The organism is Oikeobacillus pervagus (assembly GCF_030813365.1).
GTDB classification, from domain to species: domain Bacteria; phylum Bacillota; class Bacilli; order Bacillales; family DSM-23947; genus Oikeobacillus; species Oikeobacillus pervagus.
In genome coordinates this window covers 96,997-113,507 of record NZ_JAUSUC010000001.1, presented here as the reverse complement: position 1 = coordinate 113,507, position 16,511 = coordinate 96,997, and the positions used below count along the sequence as shown (strand labels likewise).

Sequence of the window (16,511 nt, the reverse complement as noted above, 5' to 3'; positions counted from 1 at the left end):
TAACATTTCATGAATAAAATTTTCCTAGTACATGTCAATATAAAAGTACACCGACAATTTTCGTGATAGAATAAAGGATAATGAATAATGGTAAAGGAAGTTAATTGAATGTCTTTTTTACAAGAGATTGTTTTACAGTGTATTCATTTGATTAATGGTGATCGAACGGTTTATGCCATTTATCATCTCTTAAAAGGAAAGAAATCCTCACAAACCATCCAGGATGCACATTTATATCATTTGTCCAAATGGTTTCAAACGACACCTTCTCTATCAAGGGAACAATTTGATGGAATCATTCGTCTATTAGTTAAACAACAATGGATTCAGTTAAATGATCAAAAGGCTGCGATCATCACTAAAAAAGGACTCGCGGAGATCAAGGCCTTTGAACAAAAGATCGATTTTCCTTATTTAAATGGCTGGCAATTACAAGACACTGCAAAAATTGCCTGGAGAAGATTAAACTTGCTTGTACAAGTAGCATCCAATCTCATTTATGAAAACACAAAGTATTATCCAATTGAACGGGATGAATCGATCCAATTTTGGGTAAAGACCTATATACAAAACCTACACTTGAATAGACGACAATTGGCTGATCAATTATATAAAGAGTTTGAATCCTTACTTGATTCACAGGAGGTAGATTGCCCTACCCTCCTTACCCTTAGATTCACAGGGGAGAATTCAACCGGAAAAACTGTTTTGCAATGTGCTCAAATACTGAAAATTGAACATACGGAATACTATTTCCGTTTTCTTCATTTATTCCATTATTGTATACAGAAGATTTTGCAAAATAAGGAAATCTTTCCACTCTTGTATCTGACTGTACAAGATGTACATCAGACGATTCCTTTGACCTACTCAACGATGAAAACATATAGGCTATTCAAAGAAGGAAACTCAATAGAGGAGATCTCGACTATACGCAATTTAAAAATAAGTACCATTGAAGATCATTTTGTCGAAATTGCACTTTTTCATCCTCAATTTTCAATTTCTCTCTTTATTTCACAAGAAAAGATTGAGAAAGTACTTCAGATTGCCCATACATTACCGAATAAAAGGTTAAAACCAATAAAAGAAAGAATACCTGATTTAAGCTATTTTCAAATCAGACTCGTTTTAGCAAAGTACGGAGGTTCAATATGAAGTTAGAAAAGATTTTAGACGAATACTTTGGTTTTCCTTCATTTCGTTTAGGTCAAAAAGAAATTATTCAATCGATCCTAAGTCACCAACATACATTAGCGATGCTTCCAACAGGAACCGGGAAATCATTGTGTTATCAATTTCCGGCTTATTTTTTTGAAGGTTCTATTATCATTGTTTCCCCGTTGCTCTCTCTCATGCAAGATCAAGTTGAACAAATGAAATTCCAAGGTGAGAAAAGGGTGATTGCACTTAATTCATTTCTTACTTTTCAGGAGCGGCAACAAGTTTTAGCGAAATTATCTCATTATCGCTTTATATTTTTGTCCCCAGAAATTTTTAATAATCAAAGTGTATTATCGGCATTGAAAAAAATTAAAATTGGTTTATTTGTTGTTGATGAGGCACATTGTATTTCCCAATGGGGATATGATTTCCGTCCTGAATATTTACGTCTTGGTGAATTCAGACGGGCTTTAAACAATCCTTTAACATTAGCTTTAACGGCAACAGCTACTGAGAAAGTGCGTAAGGATATCCTTCACTATTTGGAATTGGACAAAGTGAAGGAGTGGATCTATACAGTTGATCGTCCTAATATTGCCTTATCCATAGAAAAGATGACTTCTCAGAAAGAAAAATTATCAAAATTACTGCATTACGTTCAACGACTTGAAAAACCGGGGATTATTTATTTTTCAAGCAAGAAAATAGCAGAAGAAATTACGAATTATTTAATGGAAAATGGGGTTTCAAATGTTGCGACCTATCATGCGGATATTGAACAGGAGGAACGAATCTTAATCCAACAACAATTTCTATATGGTGAACTTGATATCATCTGTGCGACAAGTGCATTTGGCATGGGCATCAATAAAGAAAATATTCGATTTATTCTCCATTATCATCTTCCATCTCAACTAGAGTCGTACGTACAAGAAATTGGTCGGGCAGGGCGTGATGGGAAACCTAGTATTGCCATTCTTTTATATGTAGAAGGTGATGAGATCGTACATAAATTATGGATTGAAAATGAATTACCATCGAATGAACAAATTGATGGGTATTTCCAATACGAAAACCAACTGAAAAACAAAGAAATAATCGATTATTTACAATTATCGGAAACTCAACAACGATTTTTGATTTATATAAAAAAGCGCTTAACAAATGAATCAAATCTTATAAAAAGCACCGTTGCAAAGCAAATAAAAGATGACAGGGTGAAGACAAAATACGGAAATTTACAATCAATGTTAAGGTGGATTCATTCGGAAGATTGCTTAAGAAAGGGAATATTATCATACTTTGATGAAGAGATGGAACAGATCATTTCCCCTTGTTGTCAACAATGTGGATTTGATGTGACCACATTTTTTTGTGAACAAAAAGAAACGAGAAAAAATGATAGCGAAAGATCATGGAAAGACCAATTAAAAAAACTATTTAAAGTAGAAGGATGCCAAAAATGAATAGAAAGAATAAACAGGCAAAACTAATCGCACAAATGACAAATAAAGAAGTATTATGGTCACTTTATAGTACACAAATCCTATTATTAACCCTTTCTTTCATCATTGGATTCTTATTATTTGATGATGTTTCATCTTTCATGGAATTATTTAAATGGAAAGATCCATCTGTTTTTTTATACGGGATCCCCGCTGGTTTACTTGTTGTACTTGTTGATTTAGCCAGTATGAAATGGCTTCCGCAACATTATTATGATGACGGTGGAATTAATGAGCGAATTTTCTCAACGCAGACTTATGGTCATATTGCCTTCATTTCCATTATCATTGCTTTTTCCGAAGAAATTTTGTTCCGCGGCATTATTCAAACACATACCGGGCTGGTTTGGGCAAGTTTAATCTTTGCCATTGTTCATATTCGCTACTTATCCAATTGGTTTCTAACCCTAAATGTCATTTTCGTAAGTTTCTGGATTGGCTTTATTTATGAATCGACGAATAATTTGTTCGTGACGATGATGATGCATTTTACCATTGATTTCGTATTAGGGGTCATGATTCGCAGGAAAGCATTGAAAGATCATAAGTAAAAAATAGTTCATATAAGAGAGGGGGAGGACATACATTGCAATAGGGGGGAGGTAAATGGATCCGAAATTAGTACATTTCAATAATGGCACTGATCAAGCAACGAAACAAATGTTACAAGCTCTAATTGACCGTAAACGTAAATTTGAACAATTAAACAAAAGATATACCATCACGATGTGGGTAACGGTTTTCTTTTGTTTTTTCTATATGTACATGCTTTATAAAACAATTATAAAACCATATTCCTACTCTTTTTTTGATATATTTTCTTCAGCTGTTCGCAGGTCGGATATGTTCCTTCTATTTATTGTTGCTGTTGCACTATTCGGCATAATGAAAATATGGAAGGATCAAAAAGATAAAGCGGAAGATGAATTCCATGCCCTCCGTTGCGAAATTATCGATCGAAGTAAAGATCTATGGAAAAACGAAGCATGGGCAAAACGGCACCAATTGTTTGAATTTATGAAAAAAGATTATGGCATTAATCTATATCATGAAAGTAAATAATCGAGAAGGTCTATCCTTCTCGATTTAAATGTTTAGAAAAATTTTTTTTGGCTCCTTTCATCTTTAAGAATTTCAACAGCTTCCTGAAAGCGTTGAGCATGTATTATCTCACGCTCTCTTAGAAAACGTAGAGAATCATTAATATCGGGATCATCACTTAAATTAATTAACCATTGGTAAGTTGCACGCGCTTTTTCTTCTGCTGCTATATCTTCATATAGGTCTGCAATCGGGTCTCCTTTTGCTTGAATGTAAGTAGCTGTCCAGGCTTCTCCAGCTGCATTTTCGTAATAAAGGGCTTTATCATGATTAGCGTAATGAGCACCAAGACCTGCTTTTTTCAATTGATCTGGTGTAGCATCTTTCGTTAATTTATACACCATCGTGGCGATCATTTCCAAATGTGCGAATTCTTCTGTGCCTATATCCGTCAGTAAGCCAATTACTTTATCAGGAATCGAGTATCGTTGGTTTAAATATCTTAATGCTGCAGCTAATTCCCCGTCTGCCCCCCCGTATTGTTCAATTAAAAATTTTGCAAGCATTGGATTACATTTACTTACTTTTACAGGGTATTGTAATTTTTTCTGATACACCCACATGAAGCTACACCCCTTTCTTTTGCGTTAAACTTGCCATGGCCAAGGTGCTTCTTTCCAATCCCATGGATGGCGCGAAAAACTATAACCAAAACTCGTTAAAGATCCATAATTTTTTTCGAAATTGTTCTTAAGCTTTATACTTTTTTGCACGAAGGCATTGTATTGGCGGATAGCATCCATATCATCTGGATGTGTATCTAAGTAAAGAGCAAGTTCTATAACAACGAAATCCACTGCTTGCAGTTCTTGTAAGTCTTTATAGTATTGCGGGGGGACTTGTTTCATTCTCTCGAACCCCCTTTTGCCGTTTCATATGGGCTATAATAAGGGTCATAAAAATATTTCCAAAGGGTTCCTTTTTGTAAAGCTTCAAATGGCGAAAACTGTGGCAAATTAGGTGGCTGAAATCCGATATATAAATGTGGTGGAGTAGAGTAGGTTTTCACTTTCATAGGTGGACACGGATCAAACGGGCTAACGTACGGGTGATACATTTTAAAACGTGTGTGCTTCATCGCTTTATCCCTCCTCACCAAGGACTTCATTTAATGTGTATGAAAGGGAATTTGTCCAAATGTATAGTATTTAGTTTAAAAACACGCCAAGGCTAATCAGATGCTTGTCGCAGCAAAACAGTCGCCTCCGCTTTTCTTGTCTAGCTGCGGCTCCTAGCTGCTCGAGGTCATCTGTTCATCCTTTTTGTGGCAAAGTACGCCACACCAAGGCTGCCCAGATGCTTGTCGCAGCAAAACAGTCGCCTCCGCTTTTAGTTTTATGGTATTATTTATTTCATTAATGAATTTGCTGTGGGGAGTCGTACATGATATTTTTTATATTCACGATTATTTTTTTAGCTATTATTGTTTTGCTTTATATGTGGAAGGAAGCTTTTCGGAATGTGGTTGTTTTTGATCATGTTTATGTTCCTTCTCTTCCTAGTGAGAATCCGGTACGTCTTTTTTTTATTTCGGATATTCATCGCCGGGTCATTCATCCAAGTATCATTCAAAAAATGAAAGATAATGTGGATGTCATTATTATTGGTGGGGACTTAGCTGAAAAGGGTGTTCCGCTTGAACGAATTCAACATAATGTACGAAAGTTATCATCGATTGCCCCTGTTTTTTTTGTATGGGGAAATAATGATTATGAAGTAGATGTGCTTGAATTAAAAAAAATATTAATGGAGGAGAATGTGACGATCTTAAAGAATACCTCAATTACATTTCCACTAACAGGTGGGAAAAGAATTAGATTAATTGGGGTAGACGATTTAAGTAATGGAAATGCGGACAAAAATTTAGCCTTTAAAGAAGTAGTTCCAACAGACTTTAATATTTTGATCAGTCATAATCCTTATTTTATCAAAAAATTACAAACAACCGACCCTATCCACCTAATGTTAAGTGGCCATACACACGGCGGACAAATCCGCTTATTCGGATTGGGTTTATACGAAAAGGGTGGTTGGTTTCAACATCATCAAACGAAATATTTTGTAAGTAATGGCTATGGTACAACTGCCTTGCCACTTCGCTTTGGTGCGAAAGCTGAAACCCACTTAATTACTATTTCGAACAGAAAGAAGCCTGAAGGAATCTCGATTTAAGTGAAACTTCGCATTTGCAAGTTTTTATCCCCGGCCCTGCAACTTCTGGGCAAGTCCACCCCAATCCTCCGCTATTTGGAGGTAGTGCGAATGCCCGTTGATGCGGGAATAAAAGGAATGTTTCCATACGGGAAGCACCTTCTACCATCCCTGACATAGTATATTGATAAGAGTCCATACTCAGGGGGCAGCAATATGAATATTGAACGATTGACATGTAATTCGGTAAAGTTATTTATTTCGTTCGAAGAGTTAAGTGAGAAAGGGCTATTTCACGAACGTTTATTAGAAGATTCATTCGTTTTTCATCAATTATTTGAATCTCTTCTTGATGAAATCGAATCGAAATATGATATTCAATCAGATGGGGCCATATCGATCGAAATTCATTCCTTAACCGATGATGGTGTTACCTTTATTTTTACATTAAATGAAAATGATGTAGAATCTGATCAGGAGCTATGTGTGATGCATGAAAATTTGGAAGGAACGGAATCGATTTATTTATTTGAACAATTTGATCATCTAATCTATTTTATCCAAGATACGAGTCCAAATATCTTAAATAAACTGAGAGCTTCCTTATATATAAAGGATTACCAATATTATCTAACCGTCTTTTTTCCTTCAGATGCGGTGAGATCGATTGTAGAACCATTATTATTAGAGTATGCCAAGATTGCAAATGAAACGATCCATTTATTAAAAGAATACGGTAAGATCATCATCGAAAAACAGGCATTTCAAAAAATTCGAACATACTTCGTGAAATAGACAGGGACAGTATATCCAATCCCTTTTCCTATTTTTTCGGCCAAAATGCATGATTATAGTAAAAATAATCACGATATGTTAGACTATACATTGGTCGAAGTTCTGATATGCAGGGTAAGTTAAACTTGAATTAAATGTCTCCTATCATTGTTAGATGGGAGTTTTTTTCGTTCAATAACTTGAAAAAGGAGAGACCTGAAATGCAAAAGGAAGAATGTATTATCGTAGGCGGAGGTCCTTGTGGTTTAGCCGCAGCCATTGCAATCCAAAAAATTGGACTAGATCCGCTCATCATTGAAAAAGGGAATATCGTTAATTCTATTTATCATTATCCCACACACCAGACGTTTTTTAGTTCAAGTGAAAAATTAGCGATCGGGGATGTCCCGTTTATTATAGAGCAACGAAAACCAAAAAGAAATCAAGCTCTCACTTATTATCGTGAAGTAGCTAAACGCGAAAAATTACGTATCAACCGATTTGAATGTGTCCAGAAGGTAGAAAAACAGGAGGACGCATCGTTTTTGATTGAAACATCAAAAGATATCTATCAAACAAACAAAGTGATTATCGCAACGGGTTACTATGATCATCCCAACTATATGAATATTCCAGGGGAACATTTAGGTAAAGTATTCCATTATTTTAAAGAAGCTCACCCATATTTCGATACCGATGTCGTCGTCATTGGGGGGAAAAACTCCGCAGTAGATGCTGCATTAGAGTTACATAAAGCAGGGGCACGTGTGACAGTGTTATACCGTGGAAAAGAATATTCAAGTAGCATTAAACCATGGATTTTACCCGAATTTGAAGCACTTGTTCGGGATGGTGAAATTATTATGGAATTTGATGCGCATGTAGAACAAATAACAGAGGACCAAGTCATCTACCATGTATCCGGTGTGAATAAAGAGATTAAAAACGATTTTGTTTTTGCTATGACAGGTTATCATCCTGACCATAGTTTTCTAACAAAAATGGGTGTAGAAATTGATGAAGAAACAGGAAGACCATTATTTACCCCTGAAACGATGGAAACAAATATACAAGGAATTTATATTGCTGGAGTGATTGCAGCAGGAAATAATGCGAATGAAATATTTATCGAAAATGGTAAGTTTCACGGGGAACTAATTGCTGAGGCAATTAAAGAGGAAAAATAAAAGGAAGGGGTGCCCCTTCCTTTATTCATGGTGAAATATTTCCTCCAGTTTTTTTGGATCTTCTGTGATGGACAAGGCAATGAGTAATTTCAATCTTGCTTTTTGTCCGTTAAGTCCATTTGAAAAAATAACACCCATCTCTTTTAATTGTTTTCCCCCTCCATCATAACCATAGATATCTTGTGCAATCCCATTAAAGCATCTTGAAACTAAAACGATAGGAATTTTAGCTTCAAGCAGTTTTTTAATCCCCTTTATAGCTTGAGGGGGAAGGTTCCCTTGACCAAATGCCTCAATGACCACTCCATCATATTGTAATTTCAGCATCGCTTCGAGCAAGCTTGAATCCATTCCAGCATAGGCCTTGATTAAACCTACCTGTTTTGATATATGGCAAAACGGATAACACTCCCGTTCAGTTGGCTGATGGTGAAAAATAACGGCCCGTTTCGTGACAATTCCAATTGGTCCATATTGTGGACTTTGAAAAGTAGAAACATTACTAGCATGTGTTTTTGTCACATTTTTGGCTGTATGGATCTCATCATTTAATACGACTAGGACTCCTTTTCCTTTCGCCCTGTCACTTGAAGCTACACGAACAGAGGAGACTAAATTATATAATCCATCAGACCCAATTTCATTACTAGAGCGCATTGCACCTGTCACGACGATGGGGAGATCTGTGTCAATCGTAATATCTAAGAAGTACGCTGTTTCCTCCAAGGTGTCAGTTCCATGCGTAATCACAAAACCATCGTACTTATTTGATCCAAGATGGGTTTCGATTCTTTTTTTTAGTTCATACATTTCTTTAGGCGTAATATGAGGAGAAGGAAGGTAATAAGGTTCTTCCGATGTAATATGAGCGTACTCATTTAATATGGATATTTCCGCGCTTAAAGGGTTTTGATGCCCTGGCAGAACGGCTCCTGTTTCCCGATCCTCATGCATGGAAATAGTACCACCTGTATGTAATATTAAAATATTTTTTTTCTTCATCATCCGCCTCCTAATAAAGTGAAACTTCATCCCCACGGTATGTTAGTTATACTTGTTACACTAAAAAAGCACCATGTCCTGTGGAATCGCCTGACAAGTCCCATCCTCGTCTATCGTCGGAGACCTTTATGGGCAGTTGTCCCCAACTATCTTTTTTGATTCCTCATCATTTTTGAGATGGGTGTTTTACTGCCTGTTAAGGTGAGATAAAGTGAAAAGGGATATTTTCAATCTCATTTATACATGATACGATGATTATAGTAAAACTTCCATAGGATGAGGGAACTTTTAACAGATGAATGTGGACGAAGAGGATTTCATCACGCGACTAATGTATTAGATTTAGATAGAGCAAATATTCCCATTCGGGTTAAAACGGAAAGAAAAGAGGGCTAATATGCTTGCGATTGTTTCGGCTGGAATTGCTCCCGGCTTTGCGCTATTAAGTTATTTTTATTTAAGGGATAAATATGAGGCTGAGCCTATTATTACAGTGCTAAAAGCTTTTCTTTTCGGAGTCATCATTACGTTTCCTATTATGTTTATCCAGTATGTCTTTTCCGCTGAAGAACTGATCTCAAGCAGTTTGGGTGATGCTTTCCTATCCACAAGTTTACTAGAAGAATTTATTAAATGGTTTATATTATTTTATGCCATCTATACGCATGTGGATTTTGATGAGCCATATGATGGAATTGTTTATGCTACAAGTATATCACTTGGGTTTGCTACAATTGAAAATATTTTATATTTAATCGCCCATGGTGTAGAATTTGCCGTTACAAGGGCATTGCTTCCTGTATCAAGTCATGCATTATTCGGTGTGATTATGGGTTATTATTTTGGAAAAGCAAAATTTTCTATGGATGGAAGAACAAATAAATGGCTATTTCTAGCTTTTTTCCTTCCTTATCTTTTACATGGTCTTTATGATTATATTTTATTCATCGAAAAGGTTTGGGTTTATTATATGATTCCTTTTATGCTTTTTTTATGGTGGTTAGGCTTAAAAAAGGTAAAAAAGGCCCGTATTTTAACGGATCGACATCATTATAAAATGGTTATCAAACAAAAAAGTTCTTCTCTTTAAGAGAACATGAAGAAGGGTGAATGCTACTGACCGTAGTGTTCCCCCTTCTTTGTTTTGTTCTTCATGTAAATTAGGATGTTTTTTCCATACTCTTACTTATGTATAAAATAGTGGCTGTTACAAAAAATAGGATTACTGTTTAATACATGATCTGGAGGTTAAACCAACATGAAGAAAAACAACAAGCTCTTTCAGTGTATTTGTGTATTAATGCTTTTTATTGCGCTATTCTCAATTGGGCATGAAGACCATCATGCTAGAGCTTTTTCTAATCAAGTCATTCAAAAAGGAGCTTCAGGTGACGATGTAGTTGAACTCCAATCCCGCCTACAATATATCGGTTATTATAAAGGGAAAATTGATGGTGTTTTTGGTTGGGGGACATATTGGGCATTAAGAAATTTTCAGGATGCCTTCGGGTTACCTGTTGATGGACTAGCTGGTCAGGCAACGAAAAATAAACTGGTGAAAGCGTCAAAATATAACGAGCAATATGTAAAAAAACAAATAAGAGGAGGAAAAAAGTTTACTCATTATGGGGGAGCAGATGTTAATAAAAAAACCCGACAAAATGCTAACCAAATGAAAAAGGCGAATAAGGTCACGGCTGTTAATACACCAAATGGCTTTTCGCAAAATGATATCCAACTATTGGCCAATGCTGTACATGGGGAAGCAAGAGGAGAGCCTTATGAAGGTCAAGTAGCTGTGGCAGCCGTCATTTTAAATCGCATTCAAAGTGCATCATTTCCTAATACAGTATCTGGAGTGATTTTTGAACCACGTGCTTTTACAGCAGTGGCCGATGGTCAAATTTGGTTAACTCCGAATGAAACATCAAAAAAGGCGGTTATAGATGCGATTAACGGCTGGGATCCAACAGGAAATGCCCTATACTATTTTAATCCTGAAACGGCAACAAGTGAGTGGATTTGGACAAGACCGCAAATTAAACAGATTGGAAAACATATTTTCTGTAACTAAAGGGGTGAAGTTAAAATGATACGATCTATTTTGATAGGAGTACTGACTGTTGGAATTATTGGGACAGGGATTTGGGGTTATCAGGAGCATAAGGAAAAAAACGCAATCTTAATCAATTCAGAAAATAACTACCAAAGAGCATTCCATGACCTCACATACCAAATGGATTTATTGCACGACAAAATTGGAACAACCCTTGCGATGAACTCAAGAAAATCATTATCCCCGGCTTTAGCAGAAGTATGGCGCATTACTTCGGAGGCCCATAATGGTGTCGGTCAATTACCATTGACTTTGCTTCCTTTTAATAAAACGGAGGAGTTTCTTTCAAAAATCGGGGATTTCAGTTATAAAACGGCTGTAAGAGATCTGGACAAAGAACCGCTAACAGATAAGGAATATAATCGCTTAAAAAAACTATATCAACAATCTGCTGATATCCAAAGTGAGCTGCGTAATGTGCAACATATGGTATTAAAAAATAATCTCCGCTGGATGGATGTCGAAATGGCATTAGCATCAGGAAAAGAAATGTCAGATAATACGATTATTGATGGATTTAAAACAGTTGAGAAAAAAGTTGAGGGGTATGATGAAGCCAATGTTCAAGGGCCAACGAATCTATCTGTAGAGAAGCGGAAACAAAGCTTTGAACATTTAAAAGGAAAAAATATTTCTAAAAAAGAAGCGATTCATATCGCCAAAAAATATGCAACCCTCAAAAATATTAAAAACGTAAAAGTAACGACGAATGGAAAAGGGGCTGATTTTGATTTCTATAGTGTCTCACTTTCGGATGGCCCAGGAATTGAAGCCAATATGGATATTACCAAAAAGGGCGGTTATCCTATTTGGTATATATTACAACGTGATGTGAAGAAACAAAATATTAGTTTAAATGATGCGTATTTAAAAGCTGCTCAATTTTTAAAAGACAATAAGTTTAAAGACTTGGAGTTACTGGATAGCTCGCAATATGATCATGTAGGGGTCTTTACATTTGTATTGAACAAACAAAATGTAAGAATTTATCCGGATTCAATTAAAATGAAAGTGGCTTTAGATAACGGACAAATTATCGGTTTTTCGGCATCAGATTATTTGAAAAACAATCATGAGCGAAAAATACCGAAGCCTAGTATAATGGCTGAGGAAGCAAGAAAAACGATTAATCCAAAAGTGAAAATTCAAGAAGAACGACTAGCGATTATTGAAAATGATATTTTGGATGAAGTTTTATGCTATGACTTTTTAGGAACTTTAGGCGAGGATACGTATCAAATCTTCGTCAATGCACAAACAGGAGAAGAGGAAAAAGTAATGAAACTAGGGAATGCTGAGCAAAAATTTGGTGAAACATTATAATGAGCAGGCTGTCGAGAAAAATTCGACAGCCCCTTTTTATTTTTTAACTCTGTTAAACTCGGGTGTTGATTTCTGTTCCAGGCACTTCTCTTTTTGCGGGCGATCGCTGAGCACTACGTATTTGTGACCGAATTTCCCGCGAGGAGTCTTCGTGACTTCCACTGCAATTAATAATGGTCCTTAGCACAGCCTGTTTTTTTTTAAAAAGTTTTTGTAGGTTGAAAGACCTGTAATTTCTATATATGATTGAATATATCATATAAAATTAACATAATTTATGATGTTAACTAAGTAAAAATAACTATATTGTTTTAAAATTAGGATGTGTGATGAAAAGTAATGCTGAAAATTGGAATGACGTTAACTTTAGAGCCGGTTGAAATGACAGATAGTAAAGAACAATTCAAGTGCAAAGTGGTTGAAATGGAAGAATCGAAACTTTTTATTACTTACCCCATTAATGTCGTTACGAATAAAACGAGTTTTTTATTGGATGGGATGCAATTAAAAGCTAGTTTTATTGGAGGGCGTTCTGCTGTTTTCATGTTTGAAACAGAAGTGATTGATCGCGTTAAGAAAAAGATTCCAATGCTTGTTCTCCAGGATCCAGGCCCAAGTCTATACATACGGATTCAGAGGCGCCGATTTGTACGAGTGATGACAGGAATGGATATTTCCGCTACATTCGCGTCTATCCCAACCTTTACGACATGCACGGAAGATGTTAGTGCCGGTGGGATGGCGATCTTAATTCCAGAGCATATTCACTTAGAACAGGGGATGGATGGAGAATTTTTAATGGTGGTGCCCATGCAATCTGGGGAATATCATTACATCAAGGTGCGCGGGAAAGTCATTCGAATATGGGAGGATTTGAAACGGAACATTGCCTCAATCGAATTTATAGAATTATCTAGTACCATTCAACAAACCCTATTAAGATTTTGCTTTCAACGACAACTGGCTTTAAGAAAAAAAGGGTTAACCGAATGATACATGAATAGAATGATTTTCCTATTCCTATACTAGTAGATAGTAACCTGAACGTTACGATTAGAAGTATAGGGGTGGGAATGATTGAAAACGATCGAAAGATGGTTAATCAAGCTAACGATTATACAAGTGATTCTACTTTTGGTGACCCAGTTTTTCTTACATAATTGGGATCCTTTTCATGATCTTCAAAAGGTTGCATTATATGAAGGAGTTCATCATGAAATCAAAACCCCCATATTTGAAGTGATGAAGCAAAAATAGGCATGGAGAAATCATAAAACTCCAGCCTTTTTTTCGTAAGTAGACAAATGGTTATTCATATATTAAATGATTTATTTTAGTTATAAAAAAATGTGGGCTCCGAACTACACTTAGATAAGGAGCAATATGTTAAAATAGGAAAGTATTTATTTAGAGAGAAGGTGGAAAGATGAACAAACCAATCAATATTGCAATTGATGGACCGGCTGCAGCTGGTAAAAGCACTGTGGCGAAATTAATAGCGGAAAAAATGCACTATACTTATATCGATACAGGTGCCATGTACCGTGCCCTTACATATAAAGCACTAAAGCAAAATGTAAATGTAGAAATGGAACAAGAACTTGTAGATTTATTAAAGCAGACCAAGATTGATTTACAACCTGGTGAGAAGGGACAGCTTGTTTTTTTGGACAATGAGGATGTCACAAATTTTATACGAACATCAAAAGTAACAAACACAGTTTCGATTGTAGCTAAACACCCCAATGTCCGTTTTGAAATGGTTAAAAGACAGAAGGAGTTTGCGAAAAAAGGCGGAGTTGTCATGGACGGAAGAGACATCGGCACACATGTCCTTCCAAATGCAGAAGCCAAAATATTTTTGTCGGCAAGTGTTGAAGAACGAGCGAAAAGAAGATATACAGAAAATATTTCGAAAGGATTTAAGGAAGATTTAGAGAAGTTAAAAGAGGAAATAGCACGGCGTGATCAACTTGACTCCGAAAGAGAGGCATCCCCATTAAAAAAAGCAGAGGATGCAGTGGTTGTCGATACAACTTCACTCAGTATAGAGGATGTAGTAGAAAAAATTATGTCCGTTGTATCAGAAAGGGTTCGATAAAGGTGACATTTTACTCATTTGCAAGAAACGTTGTAAAACTAGCTTTAAAACCAATTTATCGAATGGAAGTCATTGGTTTAGAGCATTTCCCGAAAGAAGGCGGGGTATTGTTATGTTCAAATCATATTAATAATTTAGATCCACCCGTAGTCGGTATTACAGCGCCACGACCCGTCGTATTTATGGCCAAAAAGGAGCTATTTGAAGCTCCTGTACTTGGGAAGATAATTCACCATTTACAGGCTTTTCCTGTGAAAAGAGGGATGAGCGATCGGGAAGCATTGCGAAAAGGATTATCGGTATTGAAAGAGGGAAAGGTATTTGGATTATTCCCTGAGGGGACAAGATCCAAAACTGGGGAATTAGGTAAAGGATTGACAGGTGCGGGTTTTTTTGCATTACGATCAAATGCAAAGGTCATTCCATGTGCGATCATCGGACCCTATAAGCCATTTCGAAAAATAAAAGTGGTCTACGGACCGCCAGTACCTATGGATGAATTGCGAAAGAATAAAGCGTCTGCTGAGGAGGCGACAGAGGCGATTATGTCGCAAATTCAGCAATTGCTTCACACTTATCGGTAGAAGTCTTCCTGCTTGACAAATGACAGCTTTTGTTAGAAGTTAGTAATAGGTTAATTTTTCTCTGTAAATAATAAAAAATGGCTTTCACATAGTTGGACGTTGCGATGTCTAGCTCAAATTCCGTTCCTACTCTTAAGGAATCCATTTTAATACGGATCAGTGATTCTGCAGTTCAGAAGAACGGATGATGCTTTACGCGTTTCTAAGTATATGTAGTTTCGGATTAAGGAGGAGTACATATGGTAGAGGACATGAATCAAGTAGAAGTAAATGTATATGGTGTGGGCGATCGGGTAAAAGCAACCGTGACAAAAGTAGAAGAAAAACAAGTTCAAGTAGAAATTGAAGGCAGCAAAAAAGACGGAATTATTCCGATTAGTGAATTATCAAGCTTGCATATTGAATCTGCGTCTGATGCAGTTAAAGAAGGGGAACAACTACAATTAATCATCACAAAAGAGGAAGATGATTTATTTGTTCTTTCCAAACGAAAAGTAGATGCTGAAAAAGCATGGGAAGATATGAAAGAGCGTTTTGAGCAAGGGGAAGTATTTGAAGCCGAAGTGAAAGAAGTTGTGAAGGGCGGACTTGTCGTCGATCTTGGGATCCGCGGGTTTGTACCAGCTTCATTAGTAGAAGATTATTATGTCGAAAGCTTTGATGATTATAAAGGCAAAACATTAACGTTCAAAATTGTTGAATTAGACCAGAATAAAAACCGCCTCATTTTATCTCATCGGGCTGTTTTAGAAGCGGAAAAAGAAGCAGCGAAGAAGAATGTTCTACAATCGATTCAAGAAGGCGATATCATTGAAGGAAAAATCCAACGTTTAACTGATTTTGGTGCTTTTGTTGACATCGGTGGTGTAGATGGACTTGTTCATATTTCTCAATTATCCTATGAACATGTTGAGAAACCGTCTGATGTTGTTTCAGAAGGCCAAGATGTGAAGGTGAAAGTTCTGGCTGTAGATCGTGATAATGAAAGAATTTCTTTATCCATTAAAGACACTCTACCTGGTCCTTGGACAAATATTTCAGAAAAAGCAGCGGCTGGCTCTGTATTAGATGGGGTTGTCAAACGACTCGTGTCTTATGGAGCATTTGTAGAGGTGTTCCCAGGAGTTGAAGGCCTTGTTCATATTTCACAAATCTCTCATAAACACATCGGTACACCTCAAGAAGTACTGAAAGAAGGGCAAGAAGTACAAGTGAAAGTACTGGATGTAAATGAAAGTGAAAAAAGACTTTCACTTAGTATTAAAGCTTTACAAGAACCTACTTTTGAAAAAGAAGAATCATTCGATTTTCCAGAGGAATCCAAAGGGTTTCAACTAGGTGAAATGATCGGTGATCAACTTAAAGATTTAAAATAATAGATAAAGTGAAGCTTCAATCAGTGGGGGGGTTCTTCATCCCCACTGAATGTTAGTTGACCTTATCGGACCTTTAGGGGCAGTGATCCTCTACCTATCTTCTAGGTGGGGGTTTTCCTGCTTGTAA

At 36.4% G+C, this 16,511-nt stretch carries 19 protein-coding genes; 15 read left to right on the top strand and 4 right to left on the bottom strand.

Annotated features, from left to right (window positions below; genetic code table 11):
- Positions 1-108 precede the first annotated feature (108 nt).
- From J2S13_RS00600 to J2S13_RS00585, 4 genes are read left to right on the top strand one after another with little or no spacing between them, the layout of a single operon-like run.
- Positions 109-1,158 (top strand): YpbB family protein, encoded by a 1,050-nt coding sequence (locus J2S13_RS00600; protein WP_307255716.1) that lies wholly within the window; start codon positions 109-111, stop codon positions 1,156-1,158.
- Positions 1,155-2,630, top strand: coding sequence for a RecQ family ATP-dependent DNA helicase (locus tag J2S13_RS00595; RefSeq protein WP_307255715.1), 1,476 nt, complete (start codon positions 1,155-1,157; stop codon positions 2,628-2,630). The genes J2S13_RS00600 and J2S13_RS00595 overlap by 4 nt, the downstream gene beginning before the upstream one ends.
- Positions 2,627-3,220, top strand: coding sequence for a CPBP family intramembrane glutamic endopeptidase (locus J2S13_RS00590; RefSeq protein WP_307255714.1), 594 nt, complete (start codon positions 2,627-2,629; stop codon positions 3,218-3,220). The genes J2S13_RS00595 and J2S13_RS00590 overlap by 4 nt, the downstream gene beginning before the upstream one ends.
- A 55-nt stretch (positions 3,221-3,275) precedes the next feature.
- Positions 3,276-3,731, top strand: coding sequence for a YpbF family protein (locus tag J2S13_RS00585; RefSeq protein WP_307255713.1), 456 nt, complete (start codon positions 3,276-3,278; stop codon positions 3,729-3,731).
- Positions 3,732-3,763: 32 nt separating this feature from the next.
- Here the strand turns inward: J2S13_RS00585 and J2S13_RS00580 are convergent, their stop codons facing one another.
- From J2S13_RS00580 to J2S13_RS00570, 3 genes are read right to left on the bottom strand one after another with little or no spacing between them, the layout of a single operon-like run.
- Positions 3,764-4,333, bottom strand: a complete 570-nt coding sequence (locus tag J2S13_RS00580; RefSeq protein WP_307255712.1) for a manganese catalase family protein — start codon at positions 4,331-4,333, stop codon at positions 3,764-3,766.
- A 24-nt stretch (positions 4,334-4,357) separates the two neighbouring features.
- Positions 4,358-4,618, bottom strand: coding sequence for a spore coat protein CotJB (locus J2S13_RS00575; RefSeq protein ID WP_307255711.1), 261 nt, complete (start codon positions 4,616-4,618; stop codon positions 4,358-4,360).
- On the bottom strand, positions 4,615-4,848 hold the full coding sequence (locus J2S13_RS00570; protein WP_307255710.1) for a spore coat associated protein CotJA: 234 nt from the start codon (positions 4,846-4,848) through the stop codon (positions 4,615-4,617). Before J2S13_RS00570 ends, J2S13_RS00575 begins: the two co-directional genes overlap by 4 nt.
- 305 nt (positions 4,849-5,153) lie before the next feature.
- Here J2S13_RS00570 and J2S13_RS00565 point away from each other — a divergent pair, with 305 nt between their 5' ends.
- The 3 genes from J2S13_RS00565 to J2S13_RS00555 all read left to right on the top strand — a co-directional run bounded on the left by J2S13_RS00565 (position 5,154) and on the right by J2S13_RS00555 (position 7,882).
- Entirely contained in the window at positions 5,154-5,942 is a 789-nt protein-coding gene (locus J2S13_RS00565) for a metallophosphoesterase (RefSeq protein ID WP_307255709.1), read from the top strand.
- Positions 5,943-6,137: 195 nt separating this feature from the next.
- A complete protein-coding gene (locus J2S13_RS00560; protein WP_307255708.1) occupies positions 6,138-6,716 on the top strand; it encodes an adaptor protein MecA in 579 nt (192 codons plus the stop codon).
- Positions 6,717-6,916: 200 nt separating this feature from the next.
- Complete coding sequence (locus J2S13_RS00555) at positions 6,917-7,882, top strand: YpdA family putative bacillithiol disulfide reductase (protein ID WP_307255707.1); 966 nt, start codon at positions 6,917-6,919, stop codon at positions 7,880-7,882.
- A 21-nt stretch (positions 7,883-7,903) separates the two neighbouring features.
- Here J2S13_RS00555 and J2S13_RS00550 read toward each other — a convergent pair whose 3' ends face one another.
- Positions 7,904-8,884 (bottom strand): asparaginase, encoded by a 981-nt coding sequence (locus tag J2S13_RS00550; protein ID WP_307255706.1) that lies wholly within the window; start codon positions 8,882-8,884, stop codon positions 7,904-7,906.
- A gap of 397 nt (positions 8,885-9,281) precedes the next feature.
- Between J2S13_RS00550 and prsW the strand changes: the two genes are divergently transcribed.
- From prsW to rpsA, 8 genes are all read left to right on the top strand, one after another.
- Positions 9,282-9,974 carry a glutamic-type intramembrane protease PrsW gene (gene prsW, locus J2S13_RS00545; RefSeq protein ID WP_307255705.1) on the top strand — a complete coding sequence of 231 codons (693 nt, stop codon included), beginning with the start codon at positions 9,282-9,284 and terminating at the stop codon, positions 9,972-9,974.
- A 210-nt stretch (positions 9,975-10,184) separates the two neighbouring features.
- Positions 10,185-10,958, top strand: coding sequence for a spore cortex-lytic enzyme (gene sleB, locus J2S13_RS00540; protein WP_307255790.1), 774 nt, complete (start codon positions 10,185-10,187; stop codon positions 10,956-10,958).
- Positions 10,959-10,973: 15 nt separating this feature from the next.
- Positions 10,974-12,323, top strand: coding sequence for a germination protein YpeB (gene ypeB, locus J2S13_RS00535; protein ID WP_307255704.1), 1,350 nt, complete (start codon positions 10,974-10,976; stop codon positions 12,321-12,323).
- Positions 12,324-12,662: 339 nt separating this feature from the next.
- Positions 12,663-13,316 (top strand): flagellar brake protein, encoded by a 654-nt coding sequence (locus J2S13_RS00530; RefSeq protein ID WP_307255703.1) that lies wholly within the window; start codon positions 12,663-12,665, stop codon positions 13,314-13,316.
- 84 nt (positions 13,317-13,400) lie between these two features.
- Complete coding sequence (locus J2S13_RS00525; RefSeq protein WP_307255702.1) at positions 13,401-13,580, top strand: DUF5359 family protein; 180 nt, start codon at positions 13,401-13,403, stop codon at positions 13,578-13,580.
- Between the two features lie 169 nt (positions 13,581-13,749).
- Positions 13,750-14,424 carry a (d)CMP kinase gene (gene cmk, locus J2S13_RS00520; protein WP_307255701.1) on the top strand — a complete coding sequence of 225 codons (675 nt, stop codon included), beginning with the start codon at positions 13,750-13,752 and terminating at the stop codon, positions 14,422-14,424.
- 2 nt (positions 14,425-14,426) lie between these two features.
- Positions 14,427-15,008 carry a lysophospholipid acyltransferase family protein gene (locus tag J2S13_RS00515; RefSeq protein WP_307255700.1) on the top strand — a complete coding sequence of 194 codons (582 nt, stop codon included), beginning with the start codon at positions 14,427-14,429 and terminating at the stop codon, positions 15,006-15,008.
- 239 nt (positions 15,009-15,247) lie between these two features.
- Positions 15,248-16,384: a 30S ribosomal protein S1 gene (gene rpsA, locus J2S13_RS00510; RefSeq protein ID WP_307255699.1), complete on the top strand. Its 1,137-nt coding sequence runs from the start codon at positions 15,248-15,250 to the stop codon at positions 16,382-16,384.
- The last annotated feature ends 127 nt before the right edge of the window (positions 16,385-16,511 follow it).

Bases quoted from the DNA above. Each gene is read 5' to 3' on its own strand.
- J2S13_RS00600 (WP_307255716.1), top strand. From the start codon at position 109: ATGTCTTTTTTACAAGAGATTGTTTTACAGTGTATTCATTTGATTAAT.
- J2S13_RS00595 (WP_307255715.1), top strand. From the start codon at position 1,155: ATGAAGTTAGAAAAGATTTTAGACGAATACTTTGGTTTTCCTTCATTT.
- J2S13_RS00590 (WP_307255714.1), top strand. From the start codon at position 2,627: ATGAATAGAAAGAATAAACAGGCAAAACTAATCGCACAAATGACAAAT.
- J2S13_RS00585 (WP_307255713.1), top strand. From the start codon at position 3,276: ATGGATCCGAAATTAGTACATTTCAATAATGGCACTGATCAAGCAACG.
- J2S13_RS00580 (WP_307255712.1), bottom strand. From the start codon at position 4,333: ATGTGGGTGTATCAGAAAAAATTACAATACCCTGTAAAAGTAAGTAAA.
- J2S13_RS00575 (WP_307255711.1), bottom strand. From the start codon at position 4,618: ATGAAACAAGTCCCCCCGCAATACTATAAAGACTTACAAGAACTGCAA.
- J2S13_RS00570 (WP_307255710.1), bottom strand. From the start codon at position 4,848: ATGAAGCACACACGTTTTAAAATGTATCACCCGTACGTTAGCCCGTTT.
- J2S13_RS00565 (WP_307255709.1), top strand. From the start codon at position 5,154: ATGATATTTTTTATATTCACGATTATTTTTTTAGCTATTATTGTTTTG.
- J2S13_RS00560 (WP_307255708.1), top strand. From the start codon at position 6,138: ATGAATATTGAACGATTGACATGTAATTCGGTAAAGTTATTTATTTCG.
- J2S13_RS00555 (WP_307255707.1), top strand. From the start codon at position 6,917: ATGCAAAAGGAAGAATGTATTATCGTAGGCGGAGGTCCTTGTGGTTTA.
- J2S13_RS00550 (WP_307255706.1), bottom strand. From the start codon at position 8,884: ATGAAGAAAAAAAATATTTTAATATTACATACAGGTGGTACTATTTCC.
- prsW (WP_307255705.1), top strand. From the start codon at position 9,282: ATGCTTGCGATTGTTTCGGCTGGAATTGCTCCCGGCTTTGCGCTATTA.
- sleB (WP_307255790.1), top strand. From the start codon at position 10,185: ATGCTTTTTATTGCGCTATTCTCAATTGGGCATGAAGACCATCATGCT.
- ypeB (WP_307255704.1), top strand. From the start codon at position 10,974: ATGATACGATCTATTTTGATAGGAGTACTGACTGTTGGAATTATTGGG.
- J2S13_RS00530 (WP_307255703.1), top strand. From the start codon at position 12,663: ATGCTGAAAATTGGAATGACGTTAACTTTAGAGCCGGTTGAAATGACA.
- cmk (WP_307255701.1), top strand. From the start codon at position 13,750: ATGAACAAACCAATCAATATTGCAATTGATGGACCGGCTGCAGCTGGT.
- rpsA (WP_307255699.1), top strand. From the start codon at position 15,248: ATGGTAGAGGACATGAATCAAGTAGAAGTAAATGTATATGGTGTGGGC.